Origin of the sequence: Candidatus Rhabdochlamydia porcellionis (assembly GCF_015356815.2) — a bacterium.
Lineage (GTDB): Bacteria > Chlamydiota > Chlamydiia > Chlamydiales > Rhabdochlamydiaceae > Rhabdochlamydia > Rhabdochlamydia porcellionis.
Genome location: NZ_CP075585.1, coordinates 1,133,736 through 1,155,874, shown reverse-complemented (window position 1 = coordinate 1,155,874; position 22,139 = coordinate 1,133,736). Strand labels below are relative to the sequence as shown.

Below are 22,139 nucleotides of genomic sequence, written 5' to 3'. Positions count from 1 at the left end.
GGCTTAATAGGGATATAATCGAAATGCAATCGGTTTAACAGCATAAGAGGTATTATGAACGACAAAAATAAATTTGATCAAGATCTTGGTTACCGTATTGATATTATCGGGCGTCAAGTTCAAGTAACCGATTCGATAAAGAACCACATTTGGAATAAACTCTCCAAGATTGAACGTTTGCATAATCACATCTTGCATCTACATGTTACATTAGAAGTTCATAAGGTTGAACATGCCTGTGTATTAATGGTCAAACTTGATCATCTTAAGATTAAAGCACAAGCTACAAGTACAGATATGTATGTTTCCATTGATCAAGCAATTAATCGATTGCATACTTTAATCTGTCGTTATAAAGACAGAATTCAAGATTATTATCAAAAAGTGTCTACAACAGTAGATATGGCAGTAGATATCTTTAAAAAATCTGAAATAGATCAAATTAATGCAGAAATAGAAGAGGAAAACCGAGAAAGAGAAATGCAAGATCTTTTGCCTCCCATGATTATTGATACAAAAGTGAAGCCTCTTAAAACACTTAATACAGAAGAGGCTCTTATGAAAATAGATCTCTCTCAAGATCAGTTTTTGATTTTTCGCTCAGAAGAAGATCGTAAATTAAAAGTTCTTTATCGTCGTAAGGACGGTCATTATGGTCTCATCCGACCCGAATAATAATAAACCTTGGCTTATTGATAAAATGCGTGGCGTTGCTATTCGCGCAACGCCTGAAGAAAAAATCAGGCAAAAACTATTAAAGGTTCTAATTGAAGAACTCTTTTTCCCTAAAGAATGTATCGTCATAGAAAAGGCGCTTAGTGAACTGCCTCATCTTCAAGGAAAGCATGTGCCAAAAAGGCGTCTGGATATTTTATGCTATTTTCCTATGCATGATCAACTTCTGCCTTTATTGCTAATTGAATGTAAGAAAAGTGGAGGAACAAAACAGGCTTTAAGCCAGGTAAATGGGTATAATTATTGGGTGAAAGCTCCTTTTGTCGCTGTAGCAAATCAAGAGGGTATTTTGCTTAAATATTTAGATATAGCTTCAAATGAAATAGTCTTAAAAGAAGGCTTGCCTTCCTATCAGGATTTAATTGCATGTTGCAAATAGTAAATAGTTTGGATCGTTTAGAATCTTATGATACGGATGTTTTGTCTATATTTGATTTACATTTACTTCCTCGTTTAGATAAATGGCTTTTAGAAAATCCCAAAAGATTTTTAATTTGTATTGAAAAAAACTTGCAGGCTTTCTTGCAAGCTAAAGCTCAATTGCAAGATCCACGGATTAGATTGTATTATTGGGATTCCAATGCTAGTTTATGTTCCAGAATTATCTGGGAGTTTTGTCTTTTACGTTTGACTCAAGTAGCTATAGATGAAGAAGAGCGTACTTTCTCTCAAATGCTCAAAGAGATGCATGTCCAAGTGCATCTTTTGATTTCTGATTTCCGTGACTTAGGAGAGGTTGTTATAGCTAATCTATTACAAAATATAGATCAAATACCAGTATCTCTTCTGGGAGAATCTTTAGAAAATTGTTGTCAAAATATACCTGCAATCATTTGCGGAGCAGGCCCATCATTAGATAGACAAATACCCATGCTTGCTCAAACGCAAGAAAGAGCCTTGTTATTTGGTGCAGGTTCTGCTATGTGTGCTTTAGAGACACAAGGGATTTATCCTCACTTTGGGGTTGCTTTTGACCCAGATCCTCCTCCTAGTCGATATTTAGCACAAACAGGCTATGAAACACCCTATTTTTATCAGTCTAGGATCTCCTCTAGACAGCTTGCTTCTTTACATGGTCAAAAACTCTGGATATCCGATTCAGATAATTATCCTTTAGAAAAATGGATCTATCAAGAATTAGGTCTCGGTTATCCATTAATGGATAGCGGGTTTACATCAGCTAATTTTTGCGCATTGATCGCAGCCCATTTAGGGTGTAATCCTATTATCTGTGTGGGTATGGACTTTTGTTCTCCAAAACATCAAGTATACGCAGCAAGTATGCAAGCAGACCAGGGAAATTGGGTGGAGTGTATCAATGCAAAGAAAGAAAAGAGAATCTCAAAACCAGATTGGTTAGCAAGCGCTTCTTGGTTAGATCAATTTGCTGAAAAAAATAAAGTGATCGAATGGATATATACTGATCAGGAAGCAATGTCTTTAGCACATGTCAAATACCTTCCTTTAGAACAAATTTCATTGCCAAGCGCTTTTGATACCGCTTCTTTTAGTTACGCACTCACAGATCGAGCAGCTAGATCTGAAATTACCCAAGAAAGCGTACGAGCTGTTTTACATAAATTGAGTAATAGCTTTACAGAAGCACTTAATCTATGCAATCAATTGCTAAAGCTATGGGAAAAGCATTACCCTCATTCTATTTTGGAAACAGGAGAACTTGCTCTATTAGAGTCTGATTTAGCACAAAATATTTGTGTACAGAAGCTTTTACTGCCCCTTTGGGAAATTTGGAAATGGCCTATTTTGAGGCAAGAAGAGCATATTCCCACAAGAGTTTTACATCAGCATTTATTTTTTAAAAAAGCAGTTGAAATCCATTTATCTACTTTCAAGAGTGTAAAAATATGATAAAAGAGAACTATGTGTTCACTCAAGAGAAACTAATTATATATGATGAAGAATTGGGATTGGATGTTCAACATGAACATTTCTGTCCTTATCTTCCTCAATCTCTTGAATCACCAAATCTGGTTTTAACAACTACCCAGGCTTATTTGATCCATGAAGGGAAGCAACAAGGGGAGTGTCGTTGGTTTTTTGAAGATAGAACCTGCCAAGCCATTTTGTTTTATGACCAAGGTCTTTTGCATGGGCCCTCTACTTTTTTTAGCCCTCAAGGGCAAATTCTCACAAAAAGTTGGTACTATTTGGGTAAAAAAACAGGAAAGACGCGTTATTTTTACTCTTCTCAAAAACCAGCGAGTATACAAAGGTTTATAGACGGAAAACCCGAAGGTTTACAGGAGTATTTCTATGAAACAGGTAGTATCAAAAGTCTTATTCCTTATTGCTTGCATCAATTAGATGGGCAGGTACGTCTTTTTTGGGAATCGGGTTTACTAAAAAGATCCATTGATTATCAAAATGGACAAAAACATGGTTGGGATCGGCTTTGGAATGAGGAACAGGTACTTATAGATGAAGGTTGTTATGAAAAAGGAGAATCCATAGGAGTGCATCGTCATTTTTTCTGTAATCAAATTTTGCGTGAAGAAAAAGTTTTCCATACACCAAAGCGTTACGATCGTAAACGTTGGAATCAGAAAGGGCAGTTAATACTAGAAGGAATTTATACATCTGATAGCAATTACATAGAAAAAACCTACCACAATGCATAAACGACTACTTCAAAAGAGGGGATGTGGGATGGGAAAAAGCTTTGTTGGAAATAGTTCTTTAGATCTTTTAAGTGAAAGGTATCCGGATCTTAGTTTTTTATTGAATTTCTCCAGCTCTTGTGAAACTTTATCTGAAGAGGAATTCATTCCAGAATTTAGAGATGTTGAGGTTTTATATATTTATGGAATTGGTGGGTCTAGTGCTTATCCTAGTTTAAAAAAGTGGGTTTTGGAAGAAAAGACAAGGAGGGTGGTTTTTTTAGAGGATTCAATTCATGCAATAGAGAGTTTTTTATCTTTTACTTACAGTAAGCAAATCCTTCAAGATAGTCAAATGTTTCTGTCCTATGTAGAAGAGCCTTATGCAAAAAAATTAGAAGAAATTGTATCCAACTATCCAGTAGAACATATTTTTATCCAAGCAACCAATTCTTATCGTAGAAAACCTCAATTTGAACAGTTGTATTTACAACTCTTAAGGATTACAACTGTTGTACACGCAAGTACAACAGAGATTCTAAAGTCTCATCACATGTTAGCAAATCTCATGAGGAATGTATCTAGATGGCCTCATTCTTTTTTAGCTAATCGATTTCAAGGGCAGTTTGTAGATGTTCCTGCGATTATTTGTGGAGCAGGTCCTTCTTTATTAGATGCAATAGAGCCCTTGAAGAATTTGCATGATCGCGCACTGATTCTGGCAGGAGGATCGGCCATTACTGCTTTGAGTAATCAAGGCATAGCTCCACATCTAAATATAGCAGCTGATCCTAATTTTGAAGAATTTGAAAGATTAAAAATGGCATCTGCGTATGAAACACCGCTCATTTATGCAACCAGAGTGCATCCAGATATTTGGAATACGTGTAATGGGCAGATGGGGTATCTTGTTTCTGATACAGGAGGCTCTTGTGAAAAACATTTTGAAAATCTGCTTGGAATAGACCATCAAGCAGTAGGTCCTGACCTAGGCATGGAGGCTTTATCTGTGACAACTCTTAGCTTAGCTTTTGCTGTAGAAATGGGCTGTAATCCCATTGTTTTTGTCGGGGTAGATCTATCTTATACAGGTATGCAAAGATATGCAGAAAAAGTGGTATCTCATTCTGCTGTCGATCCTAAAAAACTGGAAGAGAATACACAAGCCTCAGAAAAGCTTTTACGCCGAAAAAATATGAAAAATGAACTTGTTTATACTACGATAAAATGGGTAATGGAATCAGAATGCATTGCTTCTTTTGCTAAAAAACATACAAATTGCCGATTTATCAATGCGACAAGTGGTCTTGGGTTTAAAGATATAGAAAACTCTTCGTTAGAAGAGGTTTCTATGGATTGGAAACCCATTGACTTACATGCTGCTATTCATCAAAAAATGCAACTCTATCAATTAGATCCTCGTTTTAGCAAAACCATTGCATCTGAAAAGAAAAAACTCTGTTCAAGCATTTTGCACTTACAAGAGATGGTGTTACGTATGCTAAAAATAACTCATGAAGCTTTTATACAGGACGCTAGTGTACCCACTGCTAAAATGATTCTCTTAGAATTTGATTTTGAAGAAGAACTTGCCCTAAATGCTTTATTTCCTTTTTTAGATTCAACGCTTGATCGTCTATTAGATCCTTGCGAAAAACGAAAGAAAAGTGATAAAGAAATGCTTAAACATTTTTTAGAAAAATATACTAGCTGGAAAGAGATTTTAGAATATGTAGTTGGGCAAAACCTTATAGGGTGAAGATGAAACAAGTTATTCTCTTACTACTTTTGATAGGGTGCTCTGGTATGGAGCAATCAGAGCAGAAAAAACTACGTAGACTGAACGTTAAGGGCGAATTTATTCACCGCAACCATGATGAATATCATTATCAGATCAATACTCCCAAACATAGAATAAGAGAGCCTTATCCTTGGGAAAATGGATATATAGGGCAGCAGACTAAAATTACTAAAGAGTATTTTCGTTGTAAAGGTTCAGGATTTAATCCTCCGCGAAGTGAAGAGAATCAAACCTACTTTGATTGTGGCGGATGTCACACACATTCTCTTCCAGTGCATCAAGGCAAAGAGTTTATCTATCCTATTTTGATCGATCTTTTGAACTTTGTACAAGAAAAAACCCGTTCTAAAGTGATCATTACCTGTGGACATCGCTGTCCTGCTCACAATACCTATGCTGATAGCTTGAATTCCACTTCTAAACACATGATCGGTGCAGAAGTAGACTTTTATGTAGAAGGAATACAAGAGCACCCAGAGAAAATCATTACTATTTTGCAACAATATTATCAGGAAAATTCCTATACTCAAGAGTATCTAGAGTTTGAAAGATCTTATCACCATTTAGATGTATCTGTGCCTGCATGGTATAATAAAGAGATTTTGATTCAACTCTATCAAAGAAAAGAAGGACGTGATTACGATAATCAGCATGAATATCCTTATATCTGTATCCAAGTTCGTTATGATAAAGAAGCAAAAGAAAGGGTCATTTACAGTTGGTCTAAAGCTTTTAAAGGATTTAGGCGTTATTAATATTCTTTGTAGAAGCTATTTCTAACAAGATAGCTCTTTTATCATAGGGAATCGTAGTTATTCTAAAATTGGTTTTACTCTAATGTCTGGCATCTTTCATGATATAGTCTTTGTCACATCTCTGAGTTTTTTCAATAGGGATTTAACCGGTTTAGGCACAACTCTAAGAAGCCTTACTGGTAGGGAACGGATTGGAAGAGTGTTTATAGAAAGCGATTTAAGGGGTTGCCAAGATAGTTGAATGGGATTAGTCTCTTTCATCAATTCATAGATATCCATATAAATTTGTCGTACTTGAACTTCTGAAAATGATTCTAACTTCTTGTTGAGATTTGACAGTTTTGTTCTATCAAAATTCAATATTTTGTGTCTTGTTTCGTAATAATTTCCAATATCAAATGTTTCAAAGCATTTAGAGAAGTACGCCTTATAGCCTAATGTATTTGAGGTGTTGCTTTTAAGAATGGCGCAAGATAATTCAAGAGCAGTTGAAAGTACTGATGAACCACTCTGTCCCACTTCAAAAGACGGAAGAAGCACAAAATCGATATTTGCTAAGTCTTCAAAATACTTTGCATCATCGCGATATCCTGTAAAAACGACTCTATCCACTAAGTCGGGATGATTATCTAAATAAGAGACCATTTCTTGAACCACGGGATCTATTTGCCACTCTTTAGCATTCATATGATGAGCTTCCCCAACGATCAGTAATTTATAATGATCTGGAAGAAGGTTTAAGGTACGTAAAGCGTGAAGGTAGTTTTTATGTGCACTTAATAAACCAAACATCCCAATTGTGATATCTTCTTCTTTAAATCCGAATTGTTTTTTCCATACATTTGGATTACGGCTTTGTTGGAATTTTCTTCTCCTTTCGTTAGTTAAGAAAAGCAACGGAAAATCAGTCACATTATTGATGGCATACATTTTTTTTATAAGCGTACTTTCTTGGGGTAAATGAGTGATTAAATGAAAAGGATTGCTAGAAGGTCTTTGCTTTAAAGCTTGCATGATCTGTTGATATACATGACAATGCCCAGTGTGAACTCCTTTATAATCAATTGTATGCATGGTAAGAATCAAACGTCCTGAAGCTTGGCAGATTTTTAAAATGCGAGACATGATTGCCTCTGTTGAAGTTCCGTAAAGACCCAGTTCAAGGTGTACATTCACTATATCAAATTCCTGCAACCTTGCACATAGTTGATCAATGTGGATTTCACTCATTTTCTGATAATTTTCACCTTCTTGTTTTAGGAGCTGATTAGTTTTTAAATCTATGATTTCAACATTAAAGATCAGATATAAAAAATCTTTCAATGCATCCGCATAATGAGCAAGTGCACAATTGATGTTGTGAGAGGAAACGATGGCCAAATTTGGTTTGTGGTTTTGTATGGTATAGTCGATCATTTTTCTTATTTGTCTTTTTTAAGGAATAACGGTTAGTTTAGGAACAGGAGAAATGAACTTTCCTCCTTTTTTGAGAAAGTCAGTTTCTCTTTCAAGAAACTCTTTCATGAAATGGTAGGGGAATGCAAGTAGATAATCAGGATTCATAGCTCTAGCTTCTTCTTCCGAAATAATAGGGATCCTTGTTACAGCTTGCCTCCCCCATTTAATAGGGTTGCGCTCTGCTATAAATGGCAGTAACTCAGGCCCTATACCATAGTATGCAAGGATAGTATTACCTTTAGTAGATGCTCCATATCCGATAACTTTTTTGCCTTTGTTTTTTTGCTCTTTAAGAAATGAGAGCATCTCATTTTTATTATTCTCTACCCTAGAGGCAAAAGCGAAATAAATAGAAGCCTTAGTAAAATCATGAGTCTTTTCATATGCGCGTATCTCTTTTACTGCATTGGTTATATTTGCCTTGCCCTTATGTCGAATATACAGCCTAAAACTTCCTCCATTTACATCATTTAATGAAACGTCTTCTACTTCCATATCTGCTGCAGACAACACATATTCGATAGAAGTCATAGAATAATATTCTAAATGCTCTGCGCAGATCGTATCAAAAGAGTTTCTCTCTAGCATAGTAGGAAGATAGCTTAGTTCAATAATCCATAAACCGTTCTCATCAAGTATTGAACTTGCATCTTTAGCAAATTGTATAGGATCTTCAAGGTCGTAAAAAACAGCAATGCTTGTGATAATTTTTGCTTTTTTATTTCCCAAATAATGGACGTAATCATTAGCATTAAAATAGGTATTGATGTGCAAATCACAGTTTTCTGGCTTAATGTTTTTGGCTGGATCAATTCCTACTCTGAATAAATAGGGAGGATAGAAGCTGAGAAGGGTGCCATCATTAGATGCAATGTCAACTACAATATCTCCTTTTTCTAAGGAGATTCGAGAGCGTTTAATCGCTTCATCTACTATAGATTTAAGCGCTTGCTTCATGGATGCATTCATGCCTGACATATACCAATATTGGTTATACATTTCATCTGGGCTCACTGTATGTCTAAGTTGAACTAGCCCAGATTGTTCATTTAATGAAAGTAAAACAGGATGATCTTCTGGCGAAGGGTCTGATGGAAGAGGAAAACAGGATAGGGGGAGCTTACCAAGATCAAAAACATCAATAAGAGGCCCTTGAGATATTCTACAAGAGCTTCTTTCTTTCAATTCCATAGATTCCGCCTTGTTTTTTATGACAAACTTAAGGTTAACAACCAACGTCACACGTGCAAGAAGATAACTAAATCGTTTAGATCTATATCATAGGGTTATTTCGTTTTCAATAAATTATTTTAATTTAGCTACCTGGGAGATTTCTTTGACAGTATATTTAAAGTAAGGATTCTCAACATAAATCTTCTTGCGCTGGAAATGCAGTTGGCTTAAAAAGAAAAACTAACATCGATGCGGAGAAATATATGCAGAGCTCTTTTTTACATACACTCACATCTCTAGAAGGCACGGAATACAAGTATTACTCTTTGCCTAAATTAGCAAAGCAGTTAGGGGTTGATTTATCCAGATTGCCGATCTGCATTCGGATTATGTTAGAATCTATCTTACGCAATTGTGATGGCAGGCGTATTAGAAAAGAAGATGTTGAACATCTGGCTCATTGGAATAAAGAACCATTGGAATACGATATTCCTTTTGTAGTAGCACGTGTTTTATTACAGGATTTTACCGGTGTTCCATTGCTTGTTGACTTAGCTGCTATGCGCGATGCAATGGCTAAACAAGGATTAGATCCTAAAAAAATTGAACCTATTGTTCCTGTAGAATTAGTAATAGATCATTCTGTGCAAGTAGATAGATCAGGAACACCAGATGCATTTTTGTTTAACTTGGAAATCGAATTTCAACGCAATCAAGAAAGATATGAATTCTTAAGCTGGGGAGAGCAGGCTTTTAAAACAGTTAAAATCATTCCTCCTGGAATTGGTATTGTCCATCAAATTAATTTAGAACATCTAGCTACTATCGTAACCGAAAAAGATAAGCTATTATATTTTGATACCGTTGTAGGAACTGATTCGCATACCACAATGGTGAATGGATTAGGAGTGCTTGGTTGGGGAGTGGGAGGAATTGAAGCAGAAGCTGCTATGTTAGGACAGCCTTATTTCTTACAAGCTCCTGAGGTAATTGGAGTGTATTTATCCGGCAAATTATTAGACCGAGCAACAGCGACTGATTTGACTTTGAGAATTACAGAGCTATTGCGTAGTGAAAAGGTAGTGGGTAAGTTTATTGAGTTTTTTGGAGAAGGAGCTGCTAGCTTAACTCTTGCAGATCGTGCCACAATTGGAAATATGGCACCTGAATATGGAGCAACCATTGGTTTCTTTCCTACAGATGACCAGACAATGGATTATTTACAGATGACAGGGCGTACTAAAGAAGAGATAGAAAGGATTAAACAATATCTACAAGCTCAAGAAATGTATGGAGTGCCTCTTTTCGATCAAATTGATTACACACGTATCATTAAATTGGATTTAGCTAATATTAAGCCCTGTGTTGCAGGTCCTAAGCGTCCTCAAGATCGGATTGATTTAGAACAAGTAAAGAAGCGATTTAATCATTTGTTTTTAGCTCCTATCTCAGAAGGAGGTTATGGTAAAAAAAAAGAGAATCAAAAGATTGCTATTGCAACCCATTCAGATGGAAATTTTCATTTATATGAACCGCATATTATGGGAGGAACTCCTTGCTTAGTCAAAGAAAGCTCTACCACTTGGAGTGAAACCGAAATGGTAACCAATCGCCCTTTAAATTATAGCGTCATTAATCCAGGATACACGCAGCATTCTTCGCGAGATATCCATTTAAAGCATGGATCAGTCGTGATTGCTGCCATTACTAGTTGTACGAATACCAGCAATCCTTCCGTAATGATTGGAGCGGGACTCATAGCTAAAAAAGCCGTAGAAAAAGGACTGCAAGTCAATCGCTCTATTAAGACGAGTTTAGCCCCTGGATCACGTGTGGTTACCGATTATTTGCAAAAAGCAGGATTGCAAAAGTATTTAGATGTGTTGGGTTTTAATTTAGTTGCTTATGGTTGCACAACCTGTATTGGTAATAGTGGTCCTTTGGATGAAAAAATTGAAAACGCGATTAAGCAATATGATTTAATAGTAGCTAGTGTATTGAGTGGTAATCGTAATTTCGAAGCGCGGATTCACGGATCGGTCAAAGCTAATTTTTTGATGTCACCTCCTCTTGTAGTAGCCTACGCTCTAGCAGGGAATATGTATATTGATTTTGAGAAGGATCCATTGGGCTATGATTTATCGGGGAATCCTGTTTTTTTAGCTGATATCTGGCCTTCTGCAAAAGAGATCGAAGAAACTATTTTTCAAGCCATGCAACCTGAGATGTTCATAAAGCGCTATAAGTATATTCTAGAGGATAATCCTTTTTGGAAAAAAATAGAGAGAAAGATAGGAGCTCAATACGCATGGGATAAAAAAAGCACATATATTCAGTGTCCTCCTTTTTTTGAGCATTTTTCCAAAAAGTTACCTGTTCGACCAAATCTCACCGGTATGAGACCACTTGCTTTGTTTGGTGATTCTATCACTACGGATCACATCTCTCCAGCTGGTGCTTTTAGAGCCAGTTCTGCTGCTGGTAAGTATTTGATTGAGCATGGCGTTAACGAGACAGATTTTAATAGTTATGGTAGTAGAAGAGGAAATCACCATATTATGATGAGAGGTACATTTGCTAATGTGCGTATTCGTAATCAGATGCTCACAGGAAAAGAGGGTGGTTTTACTAAGCTCATGCCCGAAGGAAAAGAAATGCAGATTTTTGAAGCATGTCAGAAATATGCGGAGCGTAAAGTCCCTTTGATCGTCTTTGCTGGTAGTGATTATGGGATGGGTAGTTCTCGTGACTGGGCAGCCAAAGGAACAGCATTGCTTGGTGTGCGTGCTGTAGTAGCGCGTAGTTTTGAGCGCATACATCGTAGCAACTTAGTAGGCATGGGAGTCCTTCCTTTGCAGTTTCAAGAAAATGCTAGTTGGGAAAGTCTTCAGATTAGTGGTGCAGAAACTTTTGATCTAATTGGTTTAGAAAAAGAATGTAAACCACATCAAAAAGTTATTTTAAAGATTAATCGAGAAGATGGTTTCACTCAAGAAATATCTTTATTGGTTAGGATTGATTCTGCAATTGAAGTGGATTATTATTTGCAAGGAGGGATTTTGCCCTATGTACTTAGGCAGATTTTAACTTAAGAGCTCTTGTATTTATCTGCAATTTTCTCTATACTATCGCATCTATATGCCGATGTGGCGGAATGGTAGACGCGGTAGACTCAAAATCTACTTTTAGAAATAAAGTGCTGGTTCGAGTCCAGTCATCGGTATTAATAAATATGTTTAAGAAGTTTCTTTCCTCCTATGATATCATTCTCTTTGACTTTGATGGTCTGCTTGTAGACACAGAGCCCTTGCATTTTCTTGCCTATAAGGAAATGTGTTCTAAGAATGAGATTTATCTAAATTGGGATTTTATTCGTTTCTGCAAAGAAGCGCATTCAAGTGCATTTGGGATTTGGAAAGCTTTTCATAGAGAGTTTCCCTCTTTATTAAAAAAAAAATCAAAAGAGATGCTGTATCAAGAAAAAAAAGAAATTTATCAAAATCTATTAAAAACTACTATTTTAAAGCTTATGCCAGGAGTTCATGCTCTTTTACAAGCATTAGCTACGAGTAATACGTTATCTGCAGTTGTAACAAATTCTACACTCTCTCAAGTAGAGTCTATTCGTAAAACTCTTTCTATTTTAAACGTCATCCCTCTTTGGATAACACGCGAGGATTATCAATTAGCTAAACCAGCTCCTGATGGTTATTTACAAGCAATAGAACAATTAGGTAAAAAAGAGAAAATCATTGGGTTTGAAGACACACTAAAAGGTATTCATGCATTGCAAGCAGCTAAAGTAGAAGCGGTTCTTGTAACTCCTACATGCCCAGAAGAAATCAAAGGATTTGTTTATTTAGATAGAATCGATCGTATTGTTTAAACACTTAAACTCTTTTTAAAAAGACATTTTTAGTCTTATCTTAATTGAAAATTAAATTGCAGATTTGTGGTTTGCAATTAATAGTATAATGCAGTACTCTTCTTTTTTTGAATTGTTGGCTCAAGGCTATTTTCTATGGAAAGAACCTTTTTCCTCATAATCATTATCTTTGGCACCTTTTTTTTTATATTTGTTAAAAGCTCGAATCAAATTAAAACAGTTCAAGTACTCCGTTTAAATATTAAAGCGGAACCAAAAACAATGGACCCTCGCAAAGGAGGAGAACGATATTCTTCTCAGATGCATTTTCTATTTTTTGAAGGGCTTGTAAAGCTCTATCCAGATGGTTCCATTAAGCTTGCTCAAGCAGAATCCTATGAATTATCCGAAGATAATCTGCAGATTACGTTTTTCTTAAGAGATACTGTTTGGTCAGATAACACTCCTGTAACAGCTTATGATTTTGAGCAATCTTGGAAGGATATTCTAGATCCTAAATTTCCCTCGTTGCAATCAAAGCTATTTTCTCCTATTAAAAATGCAGATGCTGCAAAACAAGGCCTTATTCCTCTTGATGAGGTAGGTATCAAGGCAATAGATGCAAAAACCCTTAAGATCACTTTAGATAAACCCACTCCTTATCTTTTTGAACTGCTTGCTTGTTCTTCTTTTTTTCCTGTAAATATCAAAAATGATCGACGGGATTTCAATTGGGCTGATCATGCAGGCCTTAACTTCTTGTGTAATGGTCCTTATTTACTAGAAAAATGGGATCATGAAAACCAAATCATTGCTATAAGTAATCCTTATTATCGAAAAACACAAGATTTACGACCTAAAAAAATTATTTTCAATGTGATTGGGAATGATCAAATCACACTACAGATGTTCGAAAAAGGTGCGATTGATGTGATTGGTGATTCTTTAACTTCTATCCCTTTAGATGCAGTTCCTAGTTTAGAAAAAAGATGGACAATTTCTCGAAAACCAAGGGCTTCTACTTTATTGATTACCCTTAATACAGAGAAGTTTCCTTTTAATCACTCTAAAATCCGCAAGGCCTTTGGCCTTGCGATTGATCGTCAAGAACTGATCGGATCATCTGGAAAAGGTGTTAAAAAAAGTATTTTGGCTGATTATATTAGTAGTGCTTATCAGGCTAGTCTAGCGGCAACAAATCTCATTCCCCCTTGTTTAAAAGAAAACCGCCATCGGTCTTTCTTTAAAGATAACGATATGGTTCGAGCAAAAATTTTATTAGAAGAAGCAATGGTTGAACTAGGGGTAAGTAAAGAGATTTTTGATCCCGTGATTCTCTATTATTATTCCCGGACATTTGGAGTTAGTGAACTGATACAAACAATCCAACAACAGTGGTTAAATGCCTTAGGTGTTTTGATAAAAACAGAATATTTAGAATCGAAAACTACCATGGATAAACTGATTAAAGGAGATTATCACATGTGTTTTATGCGCAGAGATGCTCTATATAATGATCCTATGAGTATTTTAGAAGGGTTTAAATATAGAGATTATATTAAAAATTATTCCAATTGGGAAAACCAAGAATATATCCGTTTATTAGATAAGTCTTTTTATGAGCAATCAGATGCAAGAGCTCAAATTCTAGAGCAAGCGGAAAGAATTTTCTTAAATGAAATGCCAGTTATTCCTTTGTATCACGAAGATTATATATATATTATCAATCCCGACCTAAAATACAAAGTGCCTTTATTTGGAGATAGACTGCTTTTACCCATGTCTTTTGAGGATCAGGGTTTATAGTTTTTTTAATAAAAAAGGAGAAGACGGATTCAAACTAATAGATTCATAATCCACTTTAACTAATATAAGTCCGTGCGCAGGTGCAGTGCGCCCTGCTAATCTTCGATCTTTTGCTTGAAAAATAGCGGGGATTTTTTCTAGCTCTATTTTTCCTGCACAGATATCAAGCAATGTACCAACGATATTACGAACCATTTTATATAAAAAACCATTAGCTTCTAGCTCTAAGCGGATATATTCTTCTTCTTGCAGAATGGATAAGCGTCTAAGGCTACGGACTGCATTTTTTGCAGCAGAGCCTGTAGTAGCTTCATTTGCAAAAGAAGTAAAATCATGAGTGCCTATAAAAAGCTTTGCTGCTTGTATTAATGTATTTAAAAGTACAAGATGAGGAACTCTGTAAGCATAGAAACGATTAAAAGGATCCTTAACAGAGCCTACATATAAATAGTAATGGTATACCTTGCCTGTTGCACTATAGCGTGCATGGAAGTCAAGCGGAACCTCTTCAATATTCAATACTCTGATATCAGGTGGAAGTAAGCCATTCAATGATTTAAGTAGGCAAGAAAGCTCAAAAGGAATTGTTGTTTTAAAATGTGCAACTTGCTCTATTGCATGTACCCCTGCATCCGTACGGCCAGATCCTACAATTTTGATAGAATTGCGCAAAATAATGGATAAATATTTTTCTATCAGTGCTTGAATGGATATACCATTTTTTTGTATTTGCCAACCTGAATAACGTGTTCCCTCGTAAGCAATAAATAATTTATAGTTACGCATTATTTTAGAAAGCTTTGTGCTAATTGCAAATCTTCAGGATTAGTAATTTTTATATTGGAAAATTTGCCTAAAACTAGTTTAACAGTATGTCCCATTAACTCTACGGCAGAAACATCATCTGTAATATCTATTTTCTTTTTTTCTGCTTCAAGAAGGCCTTTCTTTAGTAGATCTAGTGCAATAACCTGTGGAGTTAGAGTTTCTCTAAGAATTTCCCGATTTAGGGTTTGTTTGACAAAACCAGTGGAATCTATTTCTTTAATAGTATTTTTAGCAGGCATAGCTAAAGCCGCAGCTTTATGAATCAGCGCTTGTTCGATTACTTTTTTTAAATCTTCTAATTGCAGGAAAGGACGAGCCGCATCATGAATGCAGACAAAAGACCCTTTTGTGATTTGTGCTAAGCCACTGGCTACAGAATCTTGTCTTCTAAACCCTGGGTTAGCAAAACCAATTTTCAAGTGAGTCTTAGAAGTAAATAAATGTCGATAAAATTCCTCACAAACCACAATGATTTCTGTAATGAGACCGGACTTTGCTAAAAGCTCAAAGCTATGTAAGACCAGTGGTTTTGAGCCCAAGGTTAAGAATTGTTTGGGGATGGTACTTTTAAATCTTGTGCCTTTTCCTCCGGCAAGCAAAATAGCTGAAATAAGATGAATAGGAGACATATTTTTGAAATTAAGCCCAAAAAAAGCGCAAATACATGCACTTTTTTCGAGCTTATCTTTTAGTTAACTTTTAAGATGTTTGCTTACAATTTTTGTCATTTCAAACATATTAATGGATTTCTTACCGCCAAAAACTTTGGCAAGCTTTTCATCTGGATTAATATTGCGTCTATTTTTGGTATCTTGACATTTGTGTTTTTTAATATATTCCCACAATTTTTTTGTCACTTCAGTCCGAGGCATCGGACCTTTGCCAATAACTGCAGCTAATTCATCACTAATCTGCAGTGCTTGCATAAATTTAGATTCTTTCTTTTTTGCCATTTACTTCTCCTTATCGAAATGACTAATTACCCGTAGTTGCTTTTTTTAAGAAAAACTGCGTTTAATTTCCTATCCTAATAACCTTACGAAAACCACAACGTTTCACGATTTTTCTATAAACCCCTTATGGAAAAACCAAAGAACGAGAACTTTGGATAGCTAATTCGAGGATTTTCTATTCTCCCCTCGAAGGACATGTTGTATCTCTAGAGGGAATTTATAGTCAAAAAAAATCGTTTTGTAAAAACTTCACAAGGATAAGATTCTCGTTTCTTTTTTTTCAACTAATTGTGGATAAATGAGTTGAAAAATTTCTCTATAAAATCATTTTTATCCTTAAAAGATCGCTTGCAATTTAGAACTAGATCGTGGCAAATTGGCCTTATTCCTTAATTTATAGTTAATTTTGTATAGCAATGATAGCAGATCAAGAGATTTTTTTTGCTCTAGCAAATAAACTTAGCTCTTGTAAAAGCGATCAAGAACGTTTAAATTTATTAGAAAAACCTCTTCCAAAAGCAATTCATTTGCCGCTAAGTGTAAAAGATCAGCTGATCTTGAAATCCATTCTCGTGATTAATCAGGACCATCTTTTTTACCCATTTGATAAAGAGCATATACAAAATCTTTTAAAAGATCTCTATCCTGTTGAATCTTTTTATCAATCCATTGGAGGAATAGTAGGTTATCACGCCACGATGTTATCTTTATTTGCAAACCGTACTTTATCTCATGCACATAAGAGCTATGAGCAACCTGAAGGGATTAGTATAGCATTAGAGGATTCTTCAACTTGTAAATATATCTTAGAAGGTCTTTATGCACTTCCTTATTTAGCTGAGATTTATCCTGTAGGGGGAGCTGCTGATAGACTGCAATTAATGGACACAGCAACGCATTCTTCTCTTCCTGCTGCAAAACTTGAACTTTGCGGTAGAAGCTTATTAGAAGGATTAATTCGCGATCTTCAAGCAAAAGAGTATCTCTATTTTAAACTATTTGGTAAACAGCTTACAACACCTATTGCTATGATGACCTCTGAAGAAAAAAACAATCATTTTCACATTTTATCCATCTGTGAACAAAATAAGTGGTTTGGGCGTTCTAAGGCTTTTTTTCGTTTTTTTCAACAACCCCTTGTACCTACATTAAATACCCAGGGAAAATGGCTGCAAACGCAAAATAGCCGCATTCTAAGAAAGCCGGGTGGCCATGGAATGCTGTGGAAAACAGCCATTGAGCAAAAAATCTTTGCTTGGCTTGCCTCTCAAGGATATACTAAGATTTTAATTCGACAGATTAATAATCCAATAGCCTCTGTGGATTATGGATTACTTGCGTTTTGTGGGATTGGTTATCAGAAAAATAAACAATTTGGCTTTGCTTCTTGCTTACGTTTATTAGAGGCTGCAGAAGGGATTAATATGCTTTGCGTAAATGAAAAAAAACAATATTTCCTAACAAACATTGAATACTGTGACCTTGAAAAATATCAAATGAAAGATTCTCCTTTGAAAGAAGGAAGTTCTTATTCGCGTTTTTTTTCCAATACAAATATTTTATTTGCTGATGTAAAAGCGATTGAAGAAGTCACTAAGAAATGTCCTATTCCCGGAATGCTCGTTAATCAGAAAAAAACTTGTTTTATCAATAAGGAAGGGCATCTCGAAGAATGCGAAATTGCCAGACTAGAGTCAATGATGCAAAACATCGCTGAGTGCTTCTCAGCTACTCAAATAGAAGAGTTAGACTCTTTTTTAAGTTACAACCTAAGACATAAAACCATTTCCACAGTGAAAAAAAAATCTACAAAAACACCTTCTTTATTAGAAACACCAGAAGGTTGTTTTTATGATATCTTATATAATGGGTACGATTTGTTAAAAAATCGATGCGATTTTTCACTACCTGTATTCTCCTCTCATCAAGAATATATAACTAAAGGTCCTTCTACTCTGTTTCAATACCATCCTGCCTTGGGGCCTCTATACACGATTATTGCTCAAAAAATCCAATCTGGCCACATGACTTGGGGAAGTGAGCTACGCTTGGAAATAGCAGAAGTGCAATTAGAAAATCTTTATTTAGATGGAGTCCTCCATATTATTGCTGAACACGTAATAGGACACTACCTAGAAGATCGCTTAGTCTATTCCCAACAACTCGGTAGATGTCGCTTAAGTAACGTCCGAATAAAAAACCAAGGGATTAATCGTGCTTTTTCTAATATCTACTGGAAAAACCAAATCTCTTACCATCAAAAGTGCACAATTACTCTAAAAGGGAATTCTTATTTTATTGCCGAAAATGTCGAATTCGCAGAAGAGATGCATATTGAAGTGGAAGACGGGATTTGCCTGCAAGCTTTTCAAGAAAAAGACCAGGTGGTCTTTCAGAAAAAACCTCTTATCCCTTCTGAAGGCATATGGGATTATAAGATAGAAGAAGACACAATTGCTCTGCAGGAAACAGCTGCTCTTAGTGAAAGCTTATAAGATAAAAGAAGACTAGAAGACGTTAGATCTCTAGCCTTCTTGAAAAACTTGTTATTTATCTGTTTCTAAAGGGTTTTTAGTCTTGGTACTTATTTGCTAATTCATCTAGTCTACGGAGGAGGTGATCTTTTAATTGCTGCACTTCAATGCTATCCCCATCTGTTTGGATACAGGAACTTTTCACGCTATTTAGATCTGTTATTATTTCGCGATTTTCTGTTCTAGCTTCGGCTTCTTTAGAAAAGAATCTAGAAGCAACACGTACAACAGCTCCACCAATAACAATGCCACTAGCACAAGCAAAACTCTTTGGGTATGCTTGTACTGTATTAGAAATCGTAGTAGGAATAAATCTTCCTGCAACCAGCTTCACCTTATCTGTTAGAGAGTAGCACAAGGAACAACCCTTTCCAACTATGTCTTTACCAAAGACATAAACACTGGATGCTGCGTTTGCAGTAGTAGCATAGGCAGAGTTAAAAAAACCTCGTATATTCATCTTTGATCTCCTTAATATTTAATGAGCATAATTAAAATAATTAGTTTATATTTTTTTCTTGCAATTCATAAAATAGTTATAAGACATCTTAAGAATATAAATCTATCTTAAATTCGATGTCTTATTACCATACACATAGAAAAAAAATCCTGTTTGTTTACAAAAGAGCAGTTTTTATCGACACTTCTCTTGTATAAAAATTAAGGCTCAAATGGATTGGAAACATGAGAAAGATGAGTTTTGTACTTATTGGTTTCTGTTATCAATTGTGCAATTCTTTGGTTAAGAGCTGGCAGACTCTTAATATTTGTTTTTAACAGGGTAATTTTTTCTTCTGGTAGAGCACTTACATGGGATTTACATTCGATTAATTTTTTAAAATCCTCTTTAATTTCTTTGTATTGGGTTATAATTTGAAGCTGTTTATTGTTTATAGAATCATTTATGATTTTTTGAGCTATATGAATATCTTGAACACTTTTTTCTAGAACAAGAAGTTGTTGTTCTAATTTCTTTGATTCTTTAGAAAACTGCTCAGAAAGAGTCTTTATTGTTCGTTGAAGCGTTTTTTCTTTGGACTCTTTATTAAGTGATTTTAGGAAAGTTACTAGCATTTTTCCTTTATAGTAGGTAAAAAGGGTAACCGTTATCCCAGCAAAAATAGCTAGAGTTTTTTTAGGATGGGTTTTGATTGTTTGATAAAAAAGATAGGTAATTTTAGTTAATTGAGAATATAACGTTTTTCTAAATGTAGAAATTTGCCTGCCCAGCCATTGTATTTTAGAAAGGATAATAGGTTTTGTATAGATTTTTATAGGGGGATTATTAACTGGTTGTATTGACATAAATCTCCTGAAATTCTTTTTTTTCTGAAAGGAATAAAAATTAATTTTTTAATACAAGCTTTATAAATATTTTTACTATTTTTGTAAATTTTTAAATTTGAAAAAATGTAAGTGAGCCAATTCTTTGAAAAATGCACTGGGATCGAATTATATTATTATGGCATCTTTAAGGATCAAATTTAAACTTGGGTTAGTTTATGCAAGAATCTATACAAAATATGATTAAAGAAATTCAAAATCGTTTGGCACATATGTGGAGGTATCTTTGACCTAGAAGAAAAGAAAAAAAAAATAGCTCTTCTAGAAAAAAAAATGGAGAGTCCTGGTTTTTGGGATGATCAGAATCTAGCGCAAAAGATTATTTCTGAAATTAATGATTTAAAAGCTTGGACGACTCCTGCTTGGCAAGTAAAACAGCGTTTTAAAAATGTATATGAGCTGATCAATGAAGTGGATCCAGAAGGCGAACCAGATTTTTTTTACGAGCTAGAACAAGAACTCAAAGAAGTTGATAAGCAACTATCTGATTTGGAAATTCGTAAGATGTTATCTGGAGAGTTAGATAAAAAAAATTGTTTTTTAACAATCAACGCTGGAGCAGGAGGCACAGAATCTTGCGACTGGGTAAGCATGCTCTCTCGCATGTATCAACGCTGGGCGAATAAAAGAGGATGGAAAACAGAAATTTTTGATTTTGTAGACGGTGATGTTGCTGGGTTAAAAAGCATTACTATTCGGCTAATTGGGTCATTTGCTTATGGCTATGCCAAAGCAGAACGTGGTGTTCATCGATTAGTACGCATTTCTCCTTTTGATAGTAATGCACGTCGTCATACCAGTTTTGCTTCTGTTGATATTACTCCTGAAATTGATGAGAAAATGGAAATAGAAATCAGGGAAGATCAATTACAAATAGAGACTTATCGTGCTTCAGGAGCAGGGGGACAGCATGTAAATAAAACCGATTCAGCTGTGCGTATGCGATATGCAGGGATTACAGTGAGTTGTCAAAAAGAGAGAAGTCAAGTACAAAACAAAGAAACCTGTTTGAAGATGCTTAAAGCTAAATTATATGAAAAAGAATATTTGGAAAGAAAAGCAAAACTAGAACAGATTTCAGGAGAAAAAAAAGAAATTGGTTTTGGAAGCCAAATCCGTAATTACATATTTCAGCCTTATACTCTAGTAAAGGATACTCGAACAAAGTATGAAGTGGGCAATGTGCAAGCTGTGCTCGATGGAGAGATAGATGGCTTTATTAATGCATATCTTCAAGAATTTGGTTAATCGATGGCAGAAACAGAAGAATTAGATATTAGATATACTCATATTACAGATGAGACTTATTTGCGTAGTTGGCTTATGAACCCTAAATTGCAACATTTTCTTCCTGTTAGTAATGAACAAGAAGTACATAACACACTGCAGTGTTGGTTAGGATTTTGTCGTTATAGCGCAAGTCTTACCGCTACACTTAATGGGACACCTTGTGGAATAGCTACTTTATTTTTAATGCCCTATCAAAAAGTTTCTCATCATTGTTTATTTAAAATTATCGTAGATCCTATTCATCAAAATAAAGGATTAGGTAATAGTTTATTAAAAAACGTCATACATTTGGCAAAAGTGTATTTTAAATTAGAAGAGATTTATACAGAAGTAATGGAAGGGAATCCTTTGATTCATCTACTTCATAAATACGATTTTTACCAATTTGCTGAACAAAAAGACTACGTCAAAGAAAACAACCGATACTATGCACGCATTTTATTTGGAATCTCATTGATATGAACAGGAAAAGAAAAACCTTTTCTAATCTGAACTTTCGTTTAACGGATCTATCGGACGCTCCCTATTTAACCAAATGGCTTTCTGACCCTGAGGTCTTACACTGGTTCCCGATGCTTACGCAACCAGAAGTAGCTGATGCTATTAGGATTTGGATTGGGTACTCCCGCTTTGGCTCAGGGATAACAGTAGAGCATAATAACATGCCTTGTGGAATGGCAACGCTTTATATACAAGCTTATGAAAAACTAAAGCATACCTGCCTTTTTTCTATTATTATACAGAAAGATAAAAGGGGATATGGTATAGGGCACTTGTTAATGGAAAAATTAATGAAGCTAGCGGAAGAGAAATTTAAAATTGATATTTTGCATCTAGAGGTCTATGAAGGTAATCCTGCCTGCAAAATGTATGCAAAGCTGGGGTTTGTAGAATTTGGGCGCCAAGAAAAATTTATTAAGGAAAAAAATACATACCTTGCTAAAGTTTTTATGCAAAAAAGATTGATCTAGAGGAGAAT

20 protein-coding genes and 1 tRNA gene are annotated in these 22,139 nt (G+C 35.2%); 14 read left to right on the top strand and 7 right to left on the bottom strand.

The features are described from left to right. Positions 1–54 precede the first annotated feature (54 nt). The 6 genes from hpf to RHAB15C_RS05395 are packed head-to-tail and all read left to right on the top strand — an operon-like array spanning position 55 to position 5,909. On the top strand, positions 55–675 hold the full coding sequence (gene hpf, locus RHAB15C_RS05420) for a ribosome hibernation-promoting factor, HPF/YfiA family (RefSeq protein WP_194844762.1): 621 nt from the start codon (positions 55–57) through the stop codon (positions 673–675). After that, positions 653–1,114 carry a type I restriction enzyme HsdR N-terminal domain-containing protein gene (locus tag RHAB15C_RS05415; protein ID WP_194844763.1) on the top strand — a complete coding sequence of 154 codons (462 nt, stop codon included), beginning with the start codon at positions 653–655 and terminating at the stop codon, positions 1,112–1,114. The genes hpf and RHAB15C_RS05415 overlap by 23 nt, the downstream gene beginning before the upstream one ends. Then, a complete protein-coding gene (locus RHAB15C_RS05410) occupies positions 1,102–2,604 on the top strand; it encodes a motility associated factor glycosyltransferase family protein (RefSeq protein ID WP_194844764.1) in 1,503 nt (500 codons plus the stop codon). Before RHAB15C_RS05415 ends, RHAB15C_RS05410 begins: the two co-directional genes overlap by 13 nt. After that, positions 2,601–3,374 (top strand): toxin-antitoxin system YwqK family antitoxin, encoded by a 774-nt coding sequence (locus RHAB15C_RS05405; RefSeq protein ID WP_194844765.1) that lies wholly within the window; start codon positions 2,601–2,603, stop codon positions 3,372–3,374. Before RHAB15C_RS05410 ends, RHAB15C_RS05405 begins: the two co-directional genes overlap by 4 nt. Before the next feature lie 28 nt (positions 3,375–3,402). Beyond that, positions 3,403–5,112, top strand: coding sequence for a motility associated factor glycosyltransferase family protein (locus RHAB15C_RS05400; protein WP_194844766.1), 1,710 nt, complete (start codon positions 3,403–3,405; stop codon positions 5,110–5,112). Between the two features lie 2 nt (positions 5,113–5,114). Further along, the gene (locus RHAB15C_RS05395) at positions 5,115–5,909 is read left to right on the top strand and encodes a hypothetical protein (RefSeq protein ID WP_194844767.1); all 795 of its coding nucleotides are present in this window, start codon (positions 5,115–5,117) and stop codon (positions 5,907–5,909) included. A 96-nt stretch (positions 5,910–6,005) separates the two neighbouring features. Here RHAB15C_RS05395 and RHAB15C_RS05390 read toward each other — a convergent pair whose 3' ends face one another. Both RHAB15C_RS05390 and RHAB15C_RS05385 read right to left on the bottom strand, forming a co-directional pair. Continuing rightward, the gene (locus RHAB15C_RS05390) at positions 6,006–7,325 is read right to left on the bottom strand and encodes a glycosyltransferase family protein (RefSeq protein ID WP_194844768.1); all 1,320 of its coding nucleotides are present in this window, start codon (positions 7,323–7,325) and stop codon (positions 6,006–6,008) included. An 18-nt stretch (positions 7,326–7,343) separates the two neighbouring features. Further along, a complete protein-coding gene (locus tag RHAB15C_RS05385) occupies positions 7,344–8,558 on the bottom strand; it encodes a class I SAM-dependent methyltransferase (protein WP_194844769.1) in 1,215 nt (404 codons plus the stop codon). 245 nt (positions 8,559–8,803) lie between these two features. Between RHAB15C_RS05385 and RHAB15C_RS05380 the strand changes: the two genes are divergently transcribed. The 4 genes from RHAB15C_RS05380 to RHAB15C_RS05365 all read left to right on the top strand — a co-directional run bounded on the left by RHAB15C_RS05380 (position 8,804) and on the right by RHAB15C_RS05365 (position 14,211). Next, positions 8,804–11,632: an aconitate hydratase gene (locus RHAB15C_RS05380; RefSeq protein ID WP_194844770.1), complete on the top strand. Its 2,829-nt coding sequence runs from the start codon at positions 8,804–8,806 to the stop codon at positions 11,630–11,632. A 48-nt stretch (positions 11,633–11,680) separates the two neighbouring features. Next, positions 11,681–11,763, top strand: a tRNA-Leu gene (locus RHAB15C_RS05375). A 9-nt stretch (positions 11,764–11,772) separates the two neighbouring features. After that, positions 11,773–12,426 carry an HAD family hydrolase gene (locus RHAB15C_RS05370; RefSeq protein ID WP_194844771.1) on the top strand — a complete coding sequence of 218 codons (654 nt, stop codon included), beginning with the start codon at positions 11,773–11,775 and terminating at the stop codon, positions 12,424–12,426. Between the two features lie 261 nt (positions 12,427–12,687). Then, positions 12,688–14,211, top strand: coding sequence for a peptide ABC transporter substrate-binding protein (locus tag RHAB15C_RS05365; protein WP_194844772.1), 1,524 nt, complete (start codon positions 12,688–12,690; stop codon positions 14,209–14,211). On the opposite strand, the gene truA is transcribed toward RHAB15C_RS05365, so the two are convergent. The 3 genes from truA to RHAB15C_RS05350 all read right to left on the bottom strand — a co-directional run bounded on the left by truA (position 14,206) and on the right by RHAB15C_RS05350 (position 15,992). Beyond that, positions 14,206–14,997 (bottom strand): tRNA pseudouridine(38-40) synthase TruA, encoded by a 792-nt coding sequence (gene truA / locus RHAB15C_RS05360; protein WP_194844773.1) that lies wholly within the window; start codon positions 14,995–14,997, stop codon positions 14,206–14,208. The two genes, RHAB15C_RS05365 and truA, sit on opposite strands and share 6 nt — an antisense overlap. Then, positions 14,997–15,668, bottom strand: coding sequence for a 2-C-methyl-D-erythritol 4-phosphate cytidylyltransferase (gene ispD, locus RHAB15C_RS05355; protein ID WP_194844774.1), 672 nt, complete (start codon positions 15,666–15,668; stop codon positions 14,997–14,999). The genes truA and ispD overlap by 1 nt, the downstream gene beginning before the upstream one ends. Positions 15,669–15,731: 63 nt before the next feature. After that, positions 15,732–15,992, bottom strand: coding sequence for an SWIB/MDM2 domain-containing protein (locus RHAB15C_RS05350; protein ID WP_138106898.1), 261 nt, complete (start codon positions 15,990–15,992; stop codon positions 15,732–15,734). A 416-nt stretch (positions 15,993–16,408) separates the two neighbouring features. On the opposite strand from RHAB15C_RS05350, the gene RHAB15C_RS05345 reads away from it, so the two are divergent. Further along, a complete protein-coding gene (locus RHAB15C_RS05345) occupies positions 16,409–18,487 on the top strand; it encodes a UTP--glucose-1-phosphate uridylyltransferase (RefSeq protein WP_194844775.1) in 2,079 nt (692 codons plus the stop codon). Positions 18,488–18,563: 76 nt separating this feature from the next. Here RHAB15C_RS05345 and RHAB15C_RS05340 read toward each other — a convergent pair whose 3' ends face one another. Together RHAB15C_RS05340 and RHAB15C_RS05335 are read right to left on the bottom strand one after the other, a co-directional pair. Further along, the gene (locus RHAB15C_RS05340) at positions 18,564–18,986 is read right to left on the bottom strand and encodes a hypothetical protein (protein ID WP_194844776.1); all 423 of its coding nucleotides are present in this window, start codon (positions 18,984–18,986) and stop codon (positions 18,564–18,566) included. Between the two features lie 200 nt (positions 18,987–19,186). Continuing rightward, the gene (locus tag RHAB15C_RS05335) at positions 19,187–19,831 is read right to left on the bottom strand and encodes a hypothetical protein (protein ID WP_194844777.1); all 645 of its coding nucleotides are present in this window, start codon (positions 19,829–19,831) and stop codon (positions 19,187–19,189) included. Between the two features lie 197 nt (positions 19,832–20,028). On the opposite strand from RHAB15C_RS05335, the gene prfB reads away from it, so the two are divergent. The 3 genes from prfB (at position 20,029) to RHAB15C_RS05320 (ending at position 22,131) form a co-directional block, all read left to right on the top strand. Beyond that, a protein-coding gene (gene prfB, locus RHAB15C_RS05330; RefSeq protein ID WP_194844778.1) for a peptide chain release factor 2 occupies positions 20,029–21,118 on the top strand; the annotation gives its coding sequence in 2 pieces (ribosomal slippage) (positions 20,029–20,097 and positions 20,099–21,118; 1,089 coding nt in all). 3 nt (positions 21,119–21,121) lie between these two features. After that, positions 21,122–21,622 (top strand): GNAT family N-acetyltransferase, encoded by a 501-nt coding sequence (locus RHAB15C_RS05325; protein ID WP_194844779.1) that lies wholly within the window; start codon positions 21,122–21,124, stop codon positions 21,620–21,622. After that, positions 21,619–22,131 (top strand): GNAT family N-acetyltransferase, encoded by a 513-nt coding sequence (locus tag RHAB15C_RS05320; RefSeq protein ID WP_194844780.1) that lies wholly within the window; start codon positions 21,619–21,621, stop codon positions 22,129–22,131. Before RHAB15C_RS05325 ends, RHAB15C_RS05320 begins: the two co-directional genes overlap by 4 nt. Positions 22,132–22,139: the final 8 nt, after the last annotated feature.